Here is a 15266-nt window from a genome sequence, read left to right on the forward strand (position 1 = left end):
GGCGGAATGGACTGAGGGGCAGAAAGCGCAGGGCGCGCAACGGAAAGAAGGCCGATTATCTCAAGTCGGGGGTGTGGCCCAGGGCGGGCGGGTGCCGGGTCTTTTCGGCCTTGTGGGTGTAGAGCAGGGTGTCGGCATGTTCCAGCCAGCGTTCGTGGTTGGGCAGCGTGGGGTCCAGGGGGCTGATGCCAAAGGACAGTTCCAGGCGCATGCCGGGCACCAGGGCGTTCAGCCTGGCGTCCATCAGGGCCTGGGCACGTGCCATGTAGCCCTGGGCCTGTTCGGGCGAGGCGTCCATCAGCACGGTGGCGAATTCGTCACCCCCCAGGCGGGCCACCACGTCGCCTTGGCGGGCGGCTTCGGCCAGGGCGGCGGCGGTTTCGCGGATCACCGCATCACCCACCCCGTGGCCGTGGGTGTCGTTGACGGCCTTGAAGTCGTCGGCATCACACAGCACCAGGGTGACGGCGCGTGGGGTGCGTTGCGCCTGGTGGAAGGTGTGTTTCAGGCAGGCGTCCAGGTGGCGGCGGTTGTGCACGCCCGAGAGCGGGTCGTGTTCGCTGAGGTAGCGCAGCTCCCGCTGCTTGCGCTTGAGGTGCATGGCCAGCCGGTGCAGGGTCTGCCCCATCAGCAGCGGGTAGCCCACGATCAGGGCCGCGGCGGCCCACTGGGCCTGCAGGCTGCTTTCCGGTTGAACGTGCCAGCCCCAGACCAGGGCCCCCAGGGCCACCCCGGCCAAGTTGCCCATCCACGCCACCCAGACCAGCCGCAGCCCACCGACGGTGATGTTGCTCAGCGAGGTGGCCATGGCCAGGGCAATGCAGGGCACCAGACTGAACTGGATGGCCACCATCCAGAACCCGGCGTGCATGGCGTCCACCCACAGGTTGAGGTATTCGGCCCGCAGCGGGTTGGCCGATTGGATGGCCCAGAAGTAGGCGATCTGCGGCCACAGCAGCATGAAATACACCGCGGCCCAGGGGTAGACGGGGTTGTGCCCCAGGTCGGGCAGGCTACCCAGGATGCAAATGCCGCACAGCAGCACCCCGACGCTGCGGGGCAGGCGGTTGCGCCGCACCAGGTGGGTGCCGCGCGCCACCGGGTGGTCGCTCACTCCACTCGGCATACCTTGAGCATGTTGGTGCCGCCCGGGGCACCCATGGGCTCGCCGCAGGTGATGGTGTAGAGGTCGCCGCTGCGCAGGGCGCCGTTGAGTTTCAGGCTGGCTTCGGCCTGGGCCAGGGCGGTGTCGCGGTCGGAGCTGGTGTCCATGCGCAGCGGGCGCACGTTGCGGTAGAGCGCCATCTTGCGTTGGCTGGCCACCGTGGAGGTGAGGGCGTAGATGGGGATGCCCGCGTTCTGGCGGCTCATCCACAGCGCGGTGGAGCCCGACTCGGTGAGCGCCACGATGGCCTTGGCCCCCAGGTGGTAAGCGGTGAACAGCGCGCCCATGGCAATGGACTGGTCGATGCGGGCAAAGGTCTGGCCGGCAAAGCTGGCGTCCAGGTCGCCGTGGTGGGCCTGCTCGGCCACCAGGCAGATGTTGGCCATTTCCCGCACGGTCTCCAGCGGGAACTTGCCCGCAGCGGTTTCGGCGCTGAGCATCACGGCGTCGGTGCCGTCCAGCACGGCGTTGGCCACGTCGCTCACCTCGGCGCGGGTGGGCACCGGGGCGTGGATCATGCTTTCCATCATCTGGGTGGCGGTGATGGCCACCTTGTCGTGCTCGCGGGCGAGCTTGATCATGCGTTTTTGCAGCGCAGGCACGGCGGCGTTGCCCACTTCCACGGCCAGGTCGCCGCGGGCCACCATGATGCCGTCGCTGACCTTGAGGATGTTGTCCAGCTCGGGAATGGCCTCGGCTCGCTCGATCTTGGCGATCAGCCCCGGGCGGTGACCGTCGGTGCAGGCCACGTTGCACAGCTGGCGGGCCAGTTCCATGTCGGTGGCGTTCTTGGGGAAGCTCACGGCCACATAGTCGGCCTTGAGGGCCATGGCGGTGCGGATGTCGTCCATGTCCTTGGCCGTCAGGGCCGGGGCGGTCAGGCCCCCGCCCTGCTTGTTGATGCCTTTGTTGTTGGACAGCTCGCCGCCCATCACCACCGTGGTGTGCACGGCGGCCCCGCGCACGGCATCGACCTTGAGCACGATGAGGCCATCGTTCAGCAGCAGGGTGTCGCCGGGTTTGACGTCGCGGGGCAGCTCCTTGTAGTCCAGCCCCACGCCGCCGAGGTCACCGGGTTCGGTGCGGGCGGCGTCCAGCACGAACGGGGCACCGTTTTCCAGCATGACCTTGCCGTCGGCAAACTTGCCCACGCGGATCTTGGGGCCTTGCAGGTCGGCCATGATGGCCACCTCCACCCCGGCGCGCTGGGCGGCTTCACGCACCATCGTGGCGCGGTCGATGTGGTCCTGTGCCTTGCCGTGCGAGAAGTTGAGCCGCACCACGTTGACCCCGGCGCGGATCATGGCCTCCAGCATGTCGGGTTGGCTGGACGCGGGGCCGAGGGTGGCAACAATTTTGGTGGCGCGGGGCATGAACAAGGTCTCCGAGGGGATGGGGGTGCCGTGGCACCACGGGCGTTGGGTTCGAGTTTGTTTTGATTATGGGCCGTCCCCGTTACCTGGGGGTTACCGGTTGGCGTCAGGTCCGTGTGGGCCATGCGGCGGACACTGTTTGGGCACAAAATGTGCTCAACCGCGGTCATCTTTTCCGAGCAACTTTCCATGAGCGACACCCCCTTCGACTCCCAGCCCGTGTTGGACGATGCCGTGCTGGACGAACTCAAGGACATGCTGGACGATGCCCTGAGCGAGATCGTCGTCGGCTTCCTGGCCGGGCTGGACGCCGAGGTCCAAGCCATCGAGCAGGCCTTGGCCCCCGGCGGAGCGGCGCTGCGTGCGGCGGCCCATTCCCTCAAGGGCAGTGCGGGCAACCTGGGCGCACGGCGGCTGGCGGCCTTGGCGTCCGCGGTGGAAAAGGCGGCGCTGGCGGGGGACGCGGCCACCTGTCAGGCCCTGGTGCCCGGTCTGCGCGCGGTGGCCGACGATTCTCGCCAGGCCCTCACGGCCTATCTGGAGCGGGGTTGACGCCGGAGGACCCGGCGCGAGGGCGTCATTCGCCGGGTGAATGAAGGAAGTGGGGGGCCACCGCCTCGATGTCGGTGGCGGTGATGGGCTTGCTGATGAAATAACCCTGGATTTCGGTGGCCCCCAGGGCCTCCATGAAGTCGCACTGGCGCTGGGTTTCCACCCCTTCGGCAATGGTGGTCAGCTGCAGCGAGTGGGCAATGGTGGTGATGGCCCGGACCACGGCGCGGTCGGTTTCGGTTTCGGTCACGCGGCTCACAAAGGCCCGGTCGATCTTGATGGTGTCCACGGGGAAGCGCAGCAGGTACTCCAGCGACGAGTGGCCAATGCCAAAGTCGTCCAGCGCCACCTTGAACCCGCCTTTGCGCAGCTTGCCCAGCAGGTCGATGGCGCGGTCGGGGTCCTGCATGGCGAGGCTTTCGGTGATTTCGAACTCCACCAACTCGGGGCGCACCTGGCTGTGGTGCACGGCGTCCTCGATCAGGTCGTACAGGTCGCGGCCCATGAACTGCCGGGGCGACAGGTTGATGGCTACCCGCAGGGGCAGACCGGCGTCGTCCCAGGCCTTGGCCTGGCGGCAGGCCTCCTGGATCACCCAGTTGCCCACCTCGTGGATCAGCCCCAGGTCTTCCAGCAGCGGAATGAACTGCACCGGGGGCACCGTGCCGCGGGTGGGGTGTTTCCAGCGCAACAGCGACTCCACCCCCACCACCCGTCGGCTGCGCAAGGCCACCTGGGGTTGGTAGTACAGCTCGAACTGGTGGTTCTTGAGCGCCTTGCGCAGGTCGGTCTCCACGTCCAGCGAGGCAAAGCGGCGGGGGCCGCCGTTCTGGCCGTCGTGCTTGAGGGACTTGAAACCCTGGGCGCGGGCCAGTCCTTGCGCCTCCTTGGCCAGCGTCAGCAGTTGTTCGACCTCGCGCCCGTGTTGGGGGTGCAGGGCCAAACCCGCGCAGACCGACACGAACACCTCCTGCCCGTCGATGAGGAAGGGCACGTCCAGCGATTGCAGCACCCGTTCCAGTCGCTCATCGGTGTCGGCCTCGTCGCGGCCCCGCACGGCCAGCGCAAATTCATCGCCACCCACCCGGGCCAGACCCACATACCCCGTGGTGGCGTTTTTGAGGCGCTGGCCCACCTGCACCAGCAGCGCGTCACCGGCATGCTCCCCAAAGGTTTCGTTGACGCGATGGAAGCGCGCCAGGTTGAGCCAGCCCACGGCCAGCACGTCCTGGCCCAGGTCGGGGCCGGCCACTGCTTCGCGCACCTGGCGCACGAACATGCGCCGGTTGGCCAGGCCGGTCAGCTCGTCGTGCAGGGCCAGGTAGTCCACCAGGGCCTGGGTGCGGCGGGAGTCGGTCACGTTCTGGAAGGCGCCGAACACCCGGATGTTGGCGGGGCGGTCGTGGTCTTCGGGCCATTCACCGGTCATGGTGACGATGCGCTCGCCACTGTGGCTCCGGTCAGTCAGGCGGAACTCGATGTCCAACCGGGCGTTGGCGTTGGACAGGCCGCGAAAGGCCTGGCTCACCCGCAACCGGTCCGAGGGGTGGGCCAGGGCCAGCAAGCCGTCAAGGCGGCGTGGAATGTCGGTCAGGTCCAGCAGGCTGGCGGCGTCTTCCGACCAGTCCAGCTGGTCGGTGTGCGGGTCCCAATCCCAAAAGCCCAGGCCCGCAATGCGCCGGGCCGAGGCCTGACGCTGCCGCACGCCCCGAACCTCGCGGTTGAGGGCGCTGCTGCGCAGGGCATAACGCACCCGTTGCGCCAGCAGCGGGAAGTTGATGGGTTTGGTGATGAAGTCGGTGGCGCCGACGTTGAAGGCCCGTTCGATGGACTCCAGGTCCTCGCTGCCGGTGAGCATGATGATGGGGGTGCCATCGGCGTCGATCTGCCGGATGCGGGCGCAGGCGTCGAACCCGTCCATGTCGGGCATTTGCACGTCCATCAGCACCAGGTCGGGCTTGTGCACATGGAAGGCTTGTACACCGCGGCTGCCGTTGTCGGCCACCAGGACGGTGTAGCCCTGTTTGCCCAACACGGCTTGCACCAACCGACGGGTGGTGGGGTCGTCGTCAACGGCCAACAGGGTCAGTGGGGGGGGACTGGTCTGACTCACTCAGGTCTTTCAGCAACGCCCGACAGGGGGTGTCCGACCCATTGTAGGCAAACCGTTATGGTGTGCGTGCGCCCAGGCGGTGCAGCCCCCAGGTGGTGGCCCAGCACAGCCAGCCGGTCCACAGGTTGTGGCTGAGGAAGTGGGCCCCCCGGGCCTGTTGCACCGCCCCCAGCAGCAGACCGCACACCCCGATGAACACCGCCCAGCGCCGGGCGGCCACCGGGTTCACCGACCACAGCCACCAGGCCAGGGGCAGGAAGGCAAAGGCCGTGGACGCATGGCCGCCCGGAAAGCAGTGCCCCGGACCGCCGTCGGCCACGCCCCACAGCCAGTGGGACACGTGCTGGGCGGTGCCCCCGAAGGCGGCCAGGTCCCAGGGGCAACTGGTGCGGCTGAGTCCCTTGAGCACCACCACCACCACCAGCGATGCCCAGATGCTGCCCACCATCCAGGCGCGTTGGCCACGGCTGAGGGCCTTGAGCCCGCCCACCGGCCAGGGCACGGTCAGCGTCAGGCCCAGCAACAGCAGCCACCCCAGCTTGCGCACGCCATCGTGCAGGCCTTGGGCCAGCCAGGGGTGGTCGCGCAGGGCAAAGCCTTGGGCGTTGCCAAACGCCTGTGCCAGCGGCATGTCCAGCCCGCTGGCGTCCAAGGCGACCAGGACCACCAGGGCCAGCAGCAGCCAGGCCCCGTGTGTGGGGTGGGGCCAGATCGTTGAGTGTTTTTGGCCTCCAGCGCTTTCTGCTGTTGGCTTGTTTGCTATCGTCATTGATGCTTGGGCACGGGCGCGGCGCACAGGCCGAATGCGTCCAAGGGCGCTTGGTGGAGTTGGGTTTGCACGTCCGCCAGCCCCAGCAGGCTGTGGAACAGGTTGTCGTGGCTCCAGGCGCGTTCCCCCAGGGTGCGCAGGCAGGCGTCGTCCAGGTACAGGCGTTTTTTCAGCGCGGGCGACAACCAGGTGACCCAGGGCACCTGCTTTTGCTCGTCGGGCGCAATGGCGTAGGGCAGGCCGTGCAGGTAGAGGTTGTTCTCGCCCAGCGACTCGCCGTGGTCGGACATGTAGATCAGGCCGGTGTCGGCGTCTTGCGTCTTCAGCCAGGCGATGGTGTCGGCCAGCACCTGGTCGGTGTAGCGCAGGGCGTTGTCGTAGGCGTTGACCACCTCCTCGCGGGCGCAGGCCTGCAAGGCGTTTTGGGTGCACTCGGGCTGGAAGGACTTGTGGCTGGCGGGGGATCGCTTGAAATAGGCCGGACCGTGGTTGCCCATCTGGTGGAACACCACCACCGTGCCGCGCTGGCGGGCGTCGGCGGGCAGGGCCTTGAGTTGCTCGGGCAGGGTTTTGAGCATGATGCCGTCCAGGCACTCGCCATCGGGGCACAACTGAGGGTCGCGGCCCTCTCGGGTGTTGATGTTGGGCACGCGGTCGCACACGCCCTTGCAGCCGGATTGGTTGTCGATCCAGGTCACCGCCAGCCCGGCGCGTTGCAGCACGTCCATCAGGTTTTCGTAGCGGTCCTTGCTGGCCTCGTGGGCCTGTTTGCCGTGGTGCGAGAACATGCAGGGCACCGAGGCCTGGGTGTTGGTGCCGCACGAGCGGGTGTTGCCAAACCACAGCAGGCCGTCGGTGCGGGCCAGTTCGGCCAGCAGGGGCGTGGTCTGGCGGGGGTAACCGTTGAACGAGAAGTTGGCGGCTCGGGCGGTTTCACCCACCACCATCACCAGCAACAGCGGGCGGGCCTGGGGCGTGTAGGTGGGGCCCAGGCGAGCGTCTTCCCCAATGGGCAGCAAGGGTTTGGTGGCGTGCGGGGCCGAGGCCAAGGTGGCCGAGGTCACAGCGTAAAAGCTGTTGAGCGGGTTGATCAGGTAGCGCACCTGCTTGTGGTTGCGCATGACCGAGGCAAAGTCCTGGAAGATGGCCATCAGGGCGGCCCCTCCCAGGGCCATCCCCAGGGCGATGAGGCCGATGTTGCGCAACAGGCGCTTGCCTGCCCAGCCCAGCCATGGTTTCCAACCGCCGGTCTGGGGTTGTTGCCAGGCCACGGGCTGCCGCCACAGCCACACCGACGGGGCCACGCCCACCCACAACAGCGTCCACAGCAGGCCGGGCGAGAGCAGGTCCCGTACCTCACGCGCATCGGTGTGGACCACGTTGAGCAGCATGCTGGGGTCGATGACCGCGGAGTACTCGCGCATGAAATGCGACGCCCCCGCGGCCGACAGCAGGGCCAGCACCGCCATGGGCTTGAACAACCGGGGCCAGGCGCACAGGGCCAGCATTGCACTCAGCAAACCCAGCACCAGTGTGCCAAACCCGGCGACAAACAAGGCCCCGCGCAGGCCCCCCACTTCGGGCAGCGCCCACACCTGCTGCCACAGCGGCAGGTTGCCTGCCGTGACCAGCCAAGCGGCCAGCAGCCAGACCAGGGCGTACACACGCCAGGCACGGGCGGGAGAGGGGGTGGGTGGTGAGGGGTGGGTCATGGGGATGAAGGACGGCAGCGGGCACGCGAGCCTAAGGCGTCAGGATGAAGGCGGTGTGAACGTTCAGAAGCCCCAGCCCAGCCCCAGCCGCAAGGGCAGGTAGACCGCCATGCCCACCACGATGGTGCCCAGCAAGCCCTTGCGCCAGAAGAACCAGGCCGCACCGGCGGCCACGGCAAACAGGCGCGGGTCTTGCCAGCTGTGGATGAGGTGGCCCTGGGTCATCACCACCTCGGGGATGACCACCGCCGCCAGCGCGGCAATGGGGGCGTATTGCAGGCCGCGCTGGGCCCAGTGCGGCAGGGTCCAGGGTTGGTCCGACAGGAAAAACAGGCAGCGGGTGAGCACGGTCACCCCGGCCATCAGCACGATGGTCAGCAGGTTCCAGAGGTCGACTTCAGCCATGGGCGGCTCCCGGGGCCGTCCGCGGGCGCAGGGCGTCCAGGCCCAAGGCCAGGGCCACCGCCACGGCGATGGCCACCACGATGTTGAGCTTGAGCGGCAGCGCATAGGCCGCCACTGCGGCCGCCCCGGACACACCCATGGACAGCACCCGCAGCCGGGAGGTGGCCAGCGACAGCAGCACCCCCAGCAGCGCCAGGATGCCCGCAAACCCCAGGCCCCATTGGGTGGGGATGGCGTTGGCCGTGGCAATGCCGATCAGGCTGGCGCTCATCCAGGCCACGTAGTTGATGCCGCAGTTGCCCATCAGGTAGGCCTGCTGGGCTAGCCGCTCTTCGGGCGTCGTCTGGGCATGGGGTGGGTGCGGGAAACGCTTGGCAAAAAACACGTAGCTCAGGTCGGCGGTCAGGTAGCCGCTGACCAGACGCTCGCGCAAGGGCAGGTGCATCAGGTAGGGGCGCAGGTGGGCCGAGAACACCACAAACCGCAGGTTGACGCAGAAGGCGGTGGCCAGGATCACCCACAGCGGCGCCCCAGCGGCGATCAGCGGGATGGACGCCAACTGGGCGCTGCCGGCAAACACGGTGAGGGTCATGACCACCGATTCCACCGTGCTCATGCCCGACTTGACCATGGCCACGCCGGTCATCAGGCCCCAGGCCCCGATGCCGGTGGCCACGCTGATCAGGTCGCGCACCCCGCGCATGAACTCGGGGTGACGGCGGTATTCGGTTTTCCAGAACATGCAGGGCGGGGAACGGGGGGTGAGCGGGTGTGGATGGGGGGGCAGGTGGGGCTTCAGGCTGGGGCCGCCGTGTGATCCGTGTCGCCCGGGCAGGTTCCCAGCACGTCGCCCACGGCCAGGGGGCAGCCCCGCAGGAAGTCGGCCACGGGCAGGCGTTTGCCACCCGCGCGTTGCAGGTGGGTCAGGGTCAGCTGCCCTTGGCCGCAAACCACGGTCACGCCGTCAGGCGATGAGGATGAAATCGTGCCTTCACGCTTTTTGGTATTGATATTTTTGCTATTAATTTCGATGTTTTGAGTGGTGTGCGCACCCCAGACCTTCAGCGTTTCGCCCCGCCAGATGGTGGCAGCGCCGGGGAAAGGGTCGAAGGCGCGGATGCGGCGGGCAATGGCGTCGGCGCTGTGTGACCAGTCGATGCTGCTTTCGGCCTTGTCAATCTTGTGGGCGTAGGTCACGCCCTCGGCGGGTTGGGGCGTGCGCGTCAGGCCCCCGCAGGCGGCCATTTCCAGGGCCTCGACCATCAGCCGCCCACCCAGCTCGGCCAGGCGGTCGTGCAGGGTGGCGGTGGTGTCGTTGGCGTGGATGGACAGGCGTTCCACCACCAGCATGTCGCCGGTGTCCAGCCCGGCGTCCATCTGCATGATGGTCACGCCCGTCTCGGCGTCACCCGCCTCGATGGCGCGGTGGATGGGCGCGGCCCCCCGCCAGCGCGGCAGCAGCGAGGCGTGGATGTTCATGCAACCCAACCGCGGCAGGTCCAGCACCCATTGGGGCAGGATGAGCCCGTAGGCCGCCACCACCAGCACGTCGGGGCGGGCCTCCAGCAGCGCCTGCCGGGCGGCAGCGGCTTCGTCGGGGTGCTTGCCGTCCAGTCGCAGGCTGACGGGCTGGGCCACGGGGATGTGCTGGGCCACGGCCCATTGCTTCACCGGCGAGGCCTGGAGCTTCATGCCCCGCCCTGCCGGGCGGTCGGGCTGGCTCAGCACCAGCGGAATGTGGAACCCGGCGGCATGCAGGCGCTCCAGCGCCACGCGGGCAAATTCGGGGGTGCCGGCAAAGGCAACGCGCAGGCCGGGCATCAGCGGCTGCCCTTGCCGGGGCGTTCGCTGGCGCGTTCTTCCCGCTCTTCCTTGAGCATCTTGGTCTTGATGCGGTTGCGTTTGAGGGGCGACAGGTACTCCACGAACACCTTGCCCATCAGGTGGTCCATTTCGTGCTGGATGCACACGGCCAGCAGGCCTTCGGCTTCCAGGGTCTGCATCTGGCCCTTGCGGTCCAGGGCCTGGACCTTGACGGCCACCGAGCGCTCGACGCCGTCGTAGATGCCGGGCACCGACAGGCAGCCTTCGTCACCTTTTTGCTTTTCGGGGCTGGCCCACAGCAGCGTGGGGTTGATCAGCACCAGGGGCTGGTTGCGTTCTTCGCTGGCGTCGATGACGATGAGCCGTTGGTGCACATCCACCTGGGTGGCGGCCAGGCCCACGCCGTTGGCGTCGTACATGGTTTCGAACATGTCGTCGATCAGCGGTTGCAGGGCATCGTCTACCTGCTCGACAGCAGCAGCCACCTTGTGCAGACGGGGATCGGGGTAACGCAGGATGGGCAGCAGGGGCATGGCAGGGATCGGTACAGGCAACAATGTCGCTATTTTCGCCACTTTTGCTGCGCAGCCCGAGGCAGGGCGGCCATCGCCGTTGCCTGTTGAGGGCCATGGGCGCACAATGAAAAGATTCTTTGCCCGCCGTCACCATGAAGTTTTCGGACACCCCCTCTGCCGTGAGCCTGAACTGCAACCCCATTTCCGCCCGTGTCGTGGCCTTGTCGCGCAGGAGTCGGCTCCAGTGGGCGGCTCTGGCGCTGTGCATGGGCACTGGTCTGAACGCCCTGGCGCAGACCTACCCCGTCACCCCGCAGCAGCGGACCACGGCGCAGCAGGTGGCCCAGGCGGGGGTGCCGTTGTCCGAGCTGGCGGCCGATGCGCCGCAGCGTTACACCGTCAAGCGCGGGGACACGCTGTGGGCCATTTCACGTTTGTTCCTGCGCAGCCCCTGGCGCTGGCCCGAGTTGTGGGGCATGAACCTCAAGGACATCCACAACCCGCACCGGATTTATCCGGGGCAGGTGCTGGTGTTGGACACCACCAACGGACGGGCACTGCTGAAGGTGGATGGATCGGCCCCCGCGGGCACAGTCAAAGTGGAGCCGCGCACCCGTTACGAGTCGTTGGCGGAGTCGGCCATTCCCACCCTGCCCTTGCACATCATCGAACCCTTCCTGGTCGAGGCGCAGATTGTGGAGGAGCGCGACTTGGCGCGCGCCCCCCGACTGGTGGCGGCCCAAGAGGGGCGTGTGTTGTTGAGCAAGGGGGACCGGGCCTACGCCCGTTCCGTCCATGGCGCGGAAGACGGGGGCCTGTCCACCGAGCCGGGCGAACCACGCCAGTTCCGGGTGTTCCGCAACGCGGTGCCCGTCAAGGACCCCTCCACCCAAGAAGTGTTGGGCTACGAAGCGCAGTACGTGGGCAAGGCCGTGTTGAAGCGGCCCGAGGTCTTGCGCGAGCTCGGGGTCAAGAACGGTCAGCGCCAGATTGAAATCGAGCCCGCCACGGTGGACATCGTGGCCACCAAAGAGGAAATACGTGTGGGCGACCGGTTGTTGCCCATCGGCGATCGCGGTCACGTTGCGTTTGTCCCCCGCGTGCCGCCGGAACCCATCAACGGGCAAATCGTCTCGGTGTATGGCGCGGCGGTTCGTTTCGCCGGTCAGAACCAGGTGGTGCTGATCGACAAGGGCACTGAGCAAGGCATCGAGGTGGGGCATGTGCTGCAGGTGCTGAAGGACGGTCGGGTGATGCAGGACAAGACCGACGACACCAAGGCCGTCATCCATTTGCCCAGCGAGCGCAACGGGGTGATGGTGGTGTTCCGCACCTTCGAGCGCCTGTCGTATGCCCTGGTGCTCGACATCACCGATGGCGTCAAGGTTGGTGACCGATTCAACACCCCCTGACGTGGACGTCTCGCGGCGCGACTGGCTGCGGCTGAGCCTCACCCCAGGGGTGGGCAATGTGGCGGCCCGCAAGCTGTTGGCGGCGTTCGGAACGCCAGACGGCCTGTGGACGCAGTCGGTGTCGGCGTTGCGGCAGGTGGTCAGCGCAGCGCAGGCGCAGGCTTTGCTGACGGAACCGGAGGCCCTGGCATCCCAGTGGGAGGTGTTGCAGCAATGGTTGGGGGGCGCACCGTTGCGCCATGTGTTGACCCTGGCCGATCCCGACTACCCGCCCGACCTGCTGCACATTCCCGATCCGCCCTTGCTGCTGTACGCACAGGGGCAGTTGCCGTGGCTGCGTCAAGGCACCCGGTTGGCCATGGTGGGCAGCCGCAACCCCACCGCGCAAGGAGCCCAGACGGCGCGGGACTTTGCGCAGGCGTTGGCGGCGCAGGGGGTTTGCATCGTGTCCGGCCTGGCCTTGGGGGTGGATGGCGCTGCCCACGAAGGGGCGCTGTCCGGTGGCGGTGGCACGGTGGCCGTGGTGGGGACGGGCTTGGACCGGGTGTATCCGCGTCAGCACCGTGATTTGGCGCATCGGATTGCATCACACGGCGTGTTGTTGAGCGAGTACCCCTTGGGCACACCCGCGCAGGCCGCCAATTTTCCCAAACGCAACCGCCTCATTGCCGGGCTCACCCAGGGCACCCTGGTGGTGGAGGCCGCGTTGGCGTCCGGATCGTTGATCACCGCCCGTTGTGCGGCCGACATGGGCAAGGAGGTGTTGGCCATTCCCGGGTCCATCCACTCGCCGCAGTCCCGGGGCTGCCATTCGCTCATCCGGCAAGGGGCCAAACTGGTGGAAACGGTGCAGGATGTGCTGGAAGAGTTGCAGTTGACCGATGCCCGGCGAACCGCCCGGGTGGCCGATGACCCGTTTGCCGAGGCAGAACCGTCCGATCCCCTGCTGGATGCGCTGGGCCACGATCCCGTCGGTTTGGACGCACTGCAGGCCCGCACCGGCTGGCCCACGGCGGCCCTGCAGTCGCGGTTGTTGGAACTGGAGCTGGACGGGGCCGTGGCACGCCTGCCGGGTGGCTTGTTCCAGCGGGTGGTTTGCGCCTGACCAACCCTGTGTGGCGTCAGGCCAGCAGGCGCTCGGGATTGGCGTCGAGCTTTTCGAGCGCTGCACGGGTGGCGCGCACGGTCAGCGACTCTTCTTCGGCGGGAACCAGCAGGCCCGCCTGAAGGTAAGACGCCATTCGGGTGGTCTGAATCAGGAAATAGCGCTGTTGGGCGGTGGCGAACAGGCACAGCTGGCCACGGTCACTGCGCCAGGCCAGCTGGACCTGGGCGATGTGCCCATTGTGGTCCAGGGTGAACCACGCGCCCAGCTGCAGCTCCTTGGCCCAGGCCCTGACGGCTTCGCCCGGTGTCTGCCCGCCGTGGGTGATGATTTCGATGTTGGAGGCATCGACGCCGGTGATCATCTCGATGCTGTCCTGGTCAAGCTCCAGGTCGGCGGTGTCCTCCTGGGGCAAGAAGTCTTCCAGCGACGACAGGTTGCGGGTGACTGCGGCCAGTTGTTCCGGTGGGATGGTTTCGGTTCGGGACATGAACGCATCGGCCAGGGTGTCGCTGATGCGTTTGATGTGTTCGTTTTGCTCGTCCGCTTCGATGCCCAGCAAGCCCATGCCCTTGCGCAGGCGGCTGAGCAGGTTGGGCAGCTGGGCGATGACCTGGCTGCGTTCGGCCCGGGTGGGCTTTGCACTGGCGGCCCAGAGCAGGTCGGAAGCGGTCTGTTTCAGCAACACCATGACTTCGTGTTGCGGGTCGTGCTTGACGTGGGCCACCGCCAGAACCTCGGCCCACACCTTGAACAGGAACTCCCGGATGACCTCACGCACCGGCATGTTGTCCAGTTGCTTGCGCAACTCGATGGTGTACTGAACGGTGAGGGTTTCCTTCAGTTCGACCTGTTGCGCCACGCTCACCAGCTTGCCCGCTTGGCCCCGCTTCTGGAGGTGATTGGCCAGAAAGTGCTGGAACTCGTCGTACACCAGTTGGAACACCCGGCGCCCGGTTTCGGGGTACTGCTCAATGACCTGGACCACCCGGCGGATTTCGGCCTCCAGGGCCTTGGCGCTGTCATCGTCAGACAGGCTGGCATCAAAACCCAAGGCGCACGACCCCATGCGGTCGATCAGGCGGCGGGCCGGATGTTGCAGTGAGCTGAAGAAGTCCGGTTCGGCCAGCGCCACCCGCAACACGGGAATCTGCAGGCGGGCAAACCACACCCGCAGGGTGGGCTTGAGTCGGTCTTCGGTCAGGATGCTCTGGAACATCAGCGCCACCACTTCAATGGTGGCTTTCTCGCTGGGCGAGTCGGTGGCCTGCTTCAGCTGATTGCTTTGCTGGCGCACCCACTGGATGTAGCGCTCCATGTCCACAGGCACCGCTTCCATGCCTGGGGCGCCGACAGCGGGTGTCCCCGTTGACGGCATCTGTGCAAAGCGCACGGTCGGGGCTTCGTCCAGCAGGGCTTTCAGGTGAGGCGACACCTGGGGGGGCGTGGATGAAGCGGCTCGGGCGGTGGTCGGCAGCTGTTCATCGAACACCCGTCGGATGCGCTGAAGCACATCTTGTCCGCGGTCGCGTGCCCACGACAACCATTCCGGGCTTCGCTCCCGATTGCCGATGGGGCCTTGCGCAAGGGGGGGCATTGAGTTGGGGGAAGGGTCCAACGCGCCAGACGACGACGTGGGAGACGCGTCTGCCCTGCCGGACGACGGCTGCCTGCGCATGGCTTGGCGCAGGTCGATGGTCGGCATCACGCCATTGGTGACCAGAAACCGATTGCCCTCGATGTAGGCATCGTGCAGTTGCTTGGGAATGGCGCTCAGCATGACCCGCTGAAGCAATTTCCATTGGTTGGCGCTCAGGCCCGCTTGAACCCATTCGCTCAAAAACAGTTGCGCCAGAACGTCCGACTTGACCGGGTCTTGGGGAAACAGCTCGGTGCGCCCTTCGGCAAACAGCAGTCGGACGCGCAGGTCGGTCAAGGCTTGCCCTGCCACTTCCTGGATGCGGGCCCCCAGGCGGGAGGCCATGAGCTGCACCTCAACGGCCTCTTCTGCCATCAGCTCCAGGGTTTGGGTGTGGAGCGTGTCTGGCCCCGTGTCCTTGCCCAGTGAGGCCAGTTGCCGCTGCAACGCGGCCCTGAGGTTGTCGATCCACACGGGGGCCTGGCGATTGAACTCGGCCACCGTGTCCCGCAGGGACTGGGCCTCGCGGGCAGACATGGCGTCCGTGATCTGCTGCGTCAGGTCATCCTGGGCCGCTTGCACGACCTTGGGCAGGATGAGCCCCGCCTGTGAGCAAAAACGCTGTCGGGTGGCGTGGGCCAGTGCAACGAATGGTTCGGATGGATGCTTCACGACGGACCAA

At 67.1% G+C, this 15266-nt stretch carries 13 protein-coding genes; 3 read left to right on the top strand and 10 right to left on the bottom strand.

What is annotated here, in order from left to right:
- Positions 1–55 precede the first annotated feature (55 nt).
- Positions 56–1114, bottom strand: coding sequence for a diguanylate cyclase (locus ACYVB7_RS09600; RefSeq protein WP_460506808.1), 1059 nt, complete (start codon positions 1112–1114; stop codon positions 56–58).
- Positions 1111–2538, bottom strand: coding sequence for a pyruvate kinase (pyk, locus tag ACYVB7_RS09605; protein ID WP_460506810.1), 1428 nt, complete (start codon positions 2536–2538; stop codon positions 1111–1113). The genes ACYVB7_RS09600 and pyk overlap by 4 nt, the downstream gene beginning before the upstream one ends.
- 189 nt (positions 2539–2727) lie before the next feature.
- Between pyk and ACYVB7_RS09610 the strand changes: the two genes are divergently transcribed.
- Positions 2728–3090: an Hpt domain-containing protein gene (locus tag ACYVB7_RS09610; RefSeq protein WP_460506812.1), complete on the top strand. Its 363-nt coding sequence runs from the start codon at positions 2728–2730 to the stop codon at positions 3088–3090.
- A 25-nt stretch (positions 3091–3115) separates the two neighbouring features.
- Here ACYVB7_RS09610 and ACYVB7_RS09615 read toward each other — a convergent pair whose 3' ends face one another.
- The 7 genes from ACYVB7_RS09615 to def all read right to left on the bottom strand — a co-directional run bounded on the left by ACYVB7_RS09615 (position 3116) and on the right by def (position 10446).
- Positions 3116–5203: a two-component system response regulator gene (locus tag ACYVB7_RS09615; protein WP_460506814.1), complete on the bottom strand. Its 2088-nt coding sequence runs from the start codon at positions 5201–5203 to the stop codon at positions 3116–3118.
- Between the two features lie 55 nt (positions 5204–5258).
- Positions 5259–5972 carry a phosphatase PAP2 family protein gene (locus ACYVB7_RS09620; protein WP_460506816.1) on the bottom strand — a complete coding sequence of 238 codons (714 nt, stop codon included), beginning with the start codon at positions 5970–5972 and terminating at the stop codon, positions 5259–5261.
- A complete protein-coding gene (locus ACYVB7_RS09625; protein WP_460506818.1) occupies positions 5969–7684 on the bottom strand; it encodes a phosphoethanolamine transferase in 1716 nt (571 codons plus the stop codon). The genes ACYVB7_RS09620 and ACYVB7_RS09625 overlap by 4 nt, the downstream gene beginning before the upstream one ends.
- A gap of 63 nt (positions 7685–7747) precedes the next feature.
- Entirely contained in the window at positions 7748–8089 is a 342-nt protein-coding gene (locus tag ACYVB7_RS09630; protein ID WP_460506820.1) for an AzlD domain-containing protein, read from the bottom strand.
- Positions 8082–8831, bottom strand: coding sequence for an AzlC family ABC transporter permease (locus ACYVB7_RS09635; RefSeq protein WP_460506822.1), 750 nt, complete (start codon positions 8829–8831; stop codon positions 8082–8084). Before ACYVB7_RS09635 ends, ACYVB7_RS09630 begins: the two co-directional genes overlap by 8 nt.
- Positions 8832–8884: 53 nt before the next feature.
- On the bottom strand, positions 8885–9901 hold the full coding sequence (fmt, locus tag ACYVB7_RS09640) for a methionyl-tRNA formyltransferase (protein ID WP_460507031.1): 1017 nt from the start codon (positions 9899–9901) through the stop codon (positions 8885–8887).
- Between the two features lie 8 nt (positions 9902–9909).
- A complete protein-coding gene (def, locus tag ACYVB7_RS09645) occupies positions 9910–10446 on the bottom strand; it encodes a peptide deformylase (RefSeq protein ID WP_460506824.1) in 537 nt (178 codons plus the stop codon).
- A 248-nt stretch (positions 10447–10694) separates the two neighbouring features.
- Here def and ACYVB7_RS09650 point away from each other — a divergent pair, with 248 nt between their 5' ends.
- Together ACYVB7_RS09650 and dprA are read left to right on the top strand one after the other, a co-directional pair.
- Positions 10695–11840, top strand: coding sequence for a LysM peptidoglycan-binding domain-containing protein (locus ACYVB7_RS09650; protein WP_460507033.1), 1146 nt, complete (start codon positions 10695–10697; stop codon positions 11838–11840).
- Positions 11803–12945 (top strand): DNA-processing protein DprA, encoded by a 1143-nt coding sequence (gene dprA, locus ACYVB7_RS09655; RefSeq protein ID WP_460506826.1) that lies wholly within the window; start codon positions 11803–11805, stop codon positions 12943–12945. The genes ACYVB7_RS09650 and dprA overlap by 38 nt, the downstream gene beginning before the upstream one ends.
- A gap of 16 nt (positions 12946–12961) precedes the next feature.
- Here the strand turns inward: dprA and ACYVB7_RS09660 are convergent, their stop codons facing one another.
- Positions 12962–15256, bottom strand: coding sequence for a DUF1631 family protein (locus ACYVB7_RS09660; protein WP_460506828.1), 2295 nt, complete (start codon positions 15254–15256; stop codon positions 12962–12964).
- Between the last annotated feature and the right edge of the window lie 10 nt (positions 15257–15266).

Source organism: Hydrogenophaga soli (assembly GCF_054777695.1).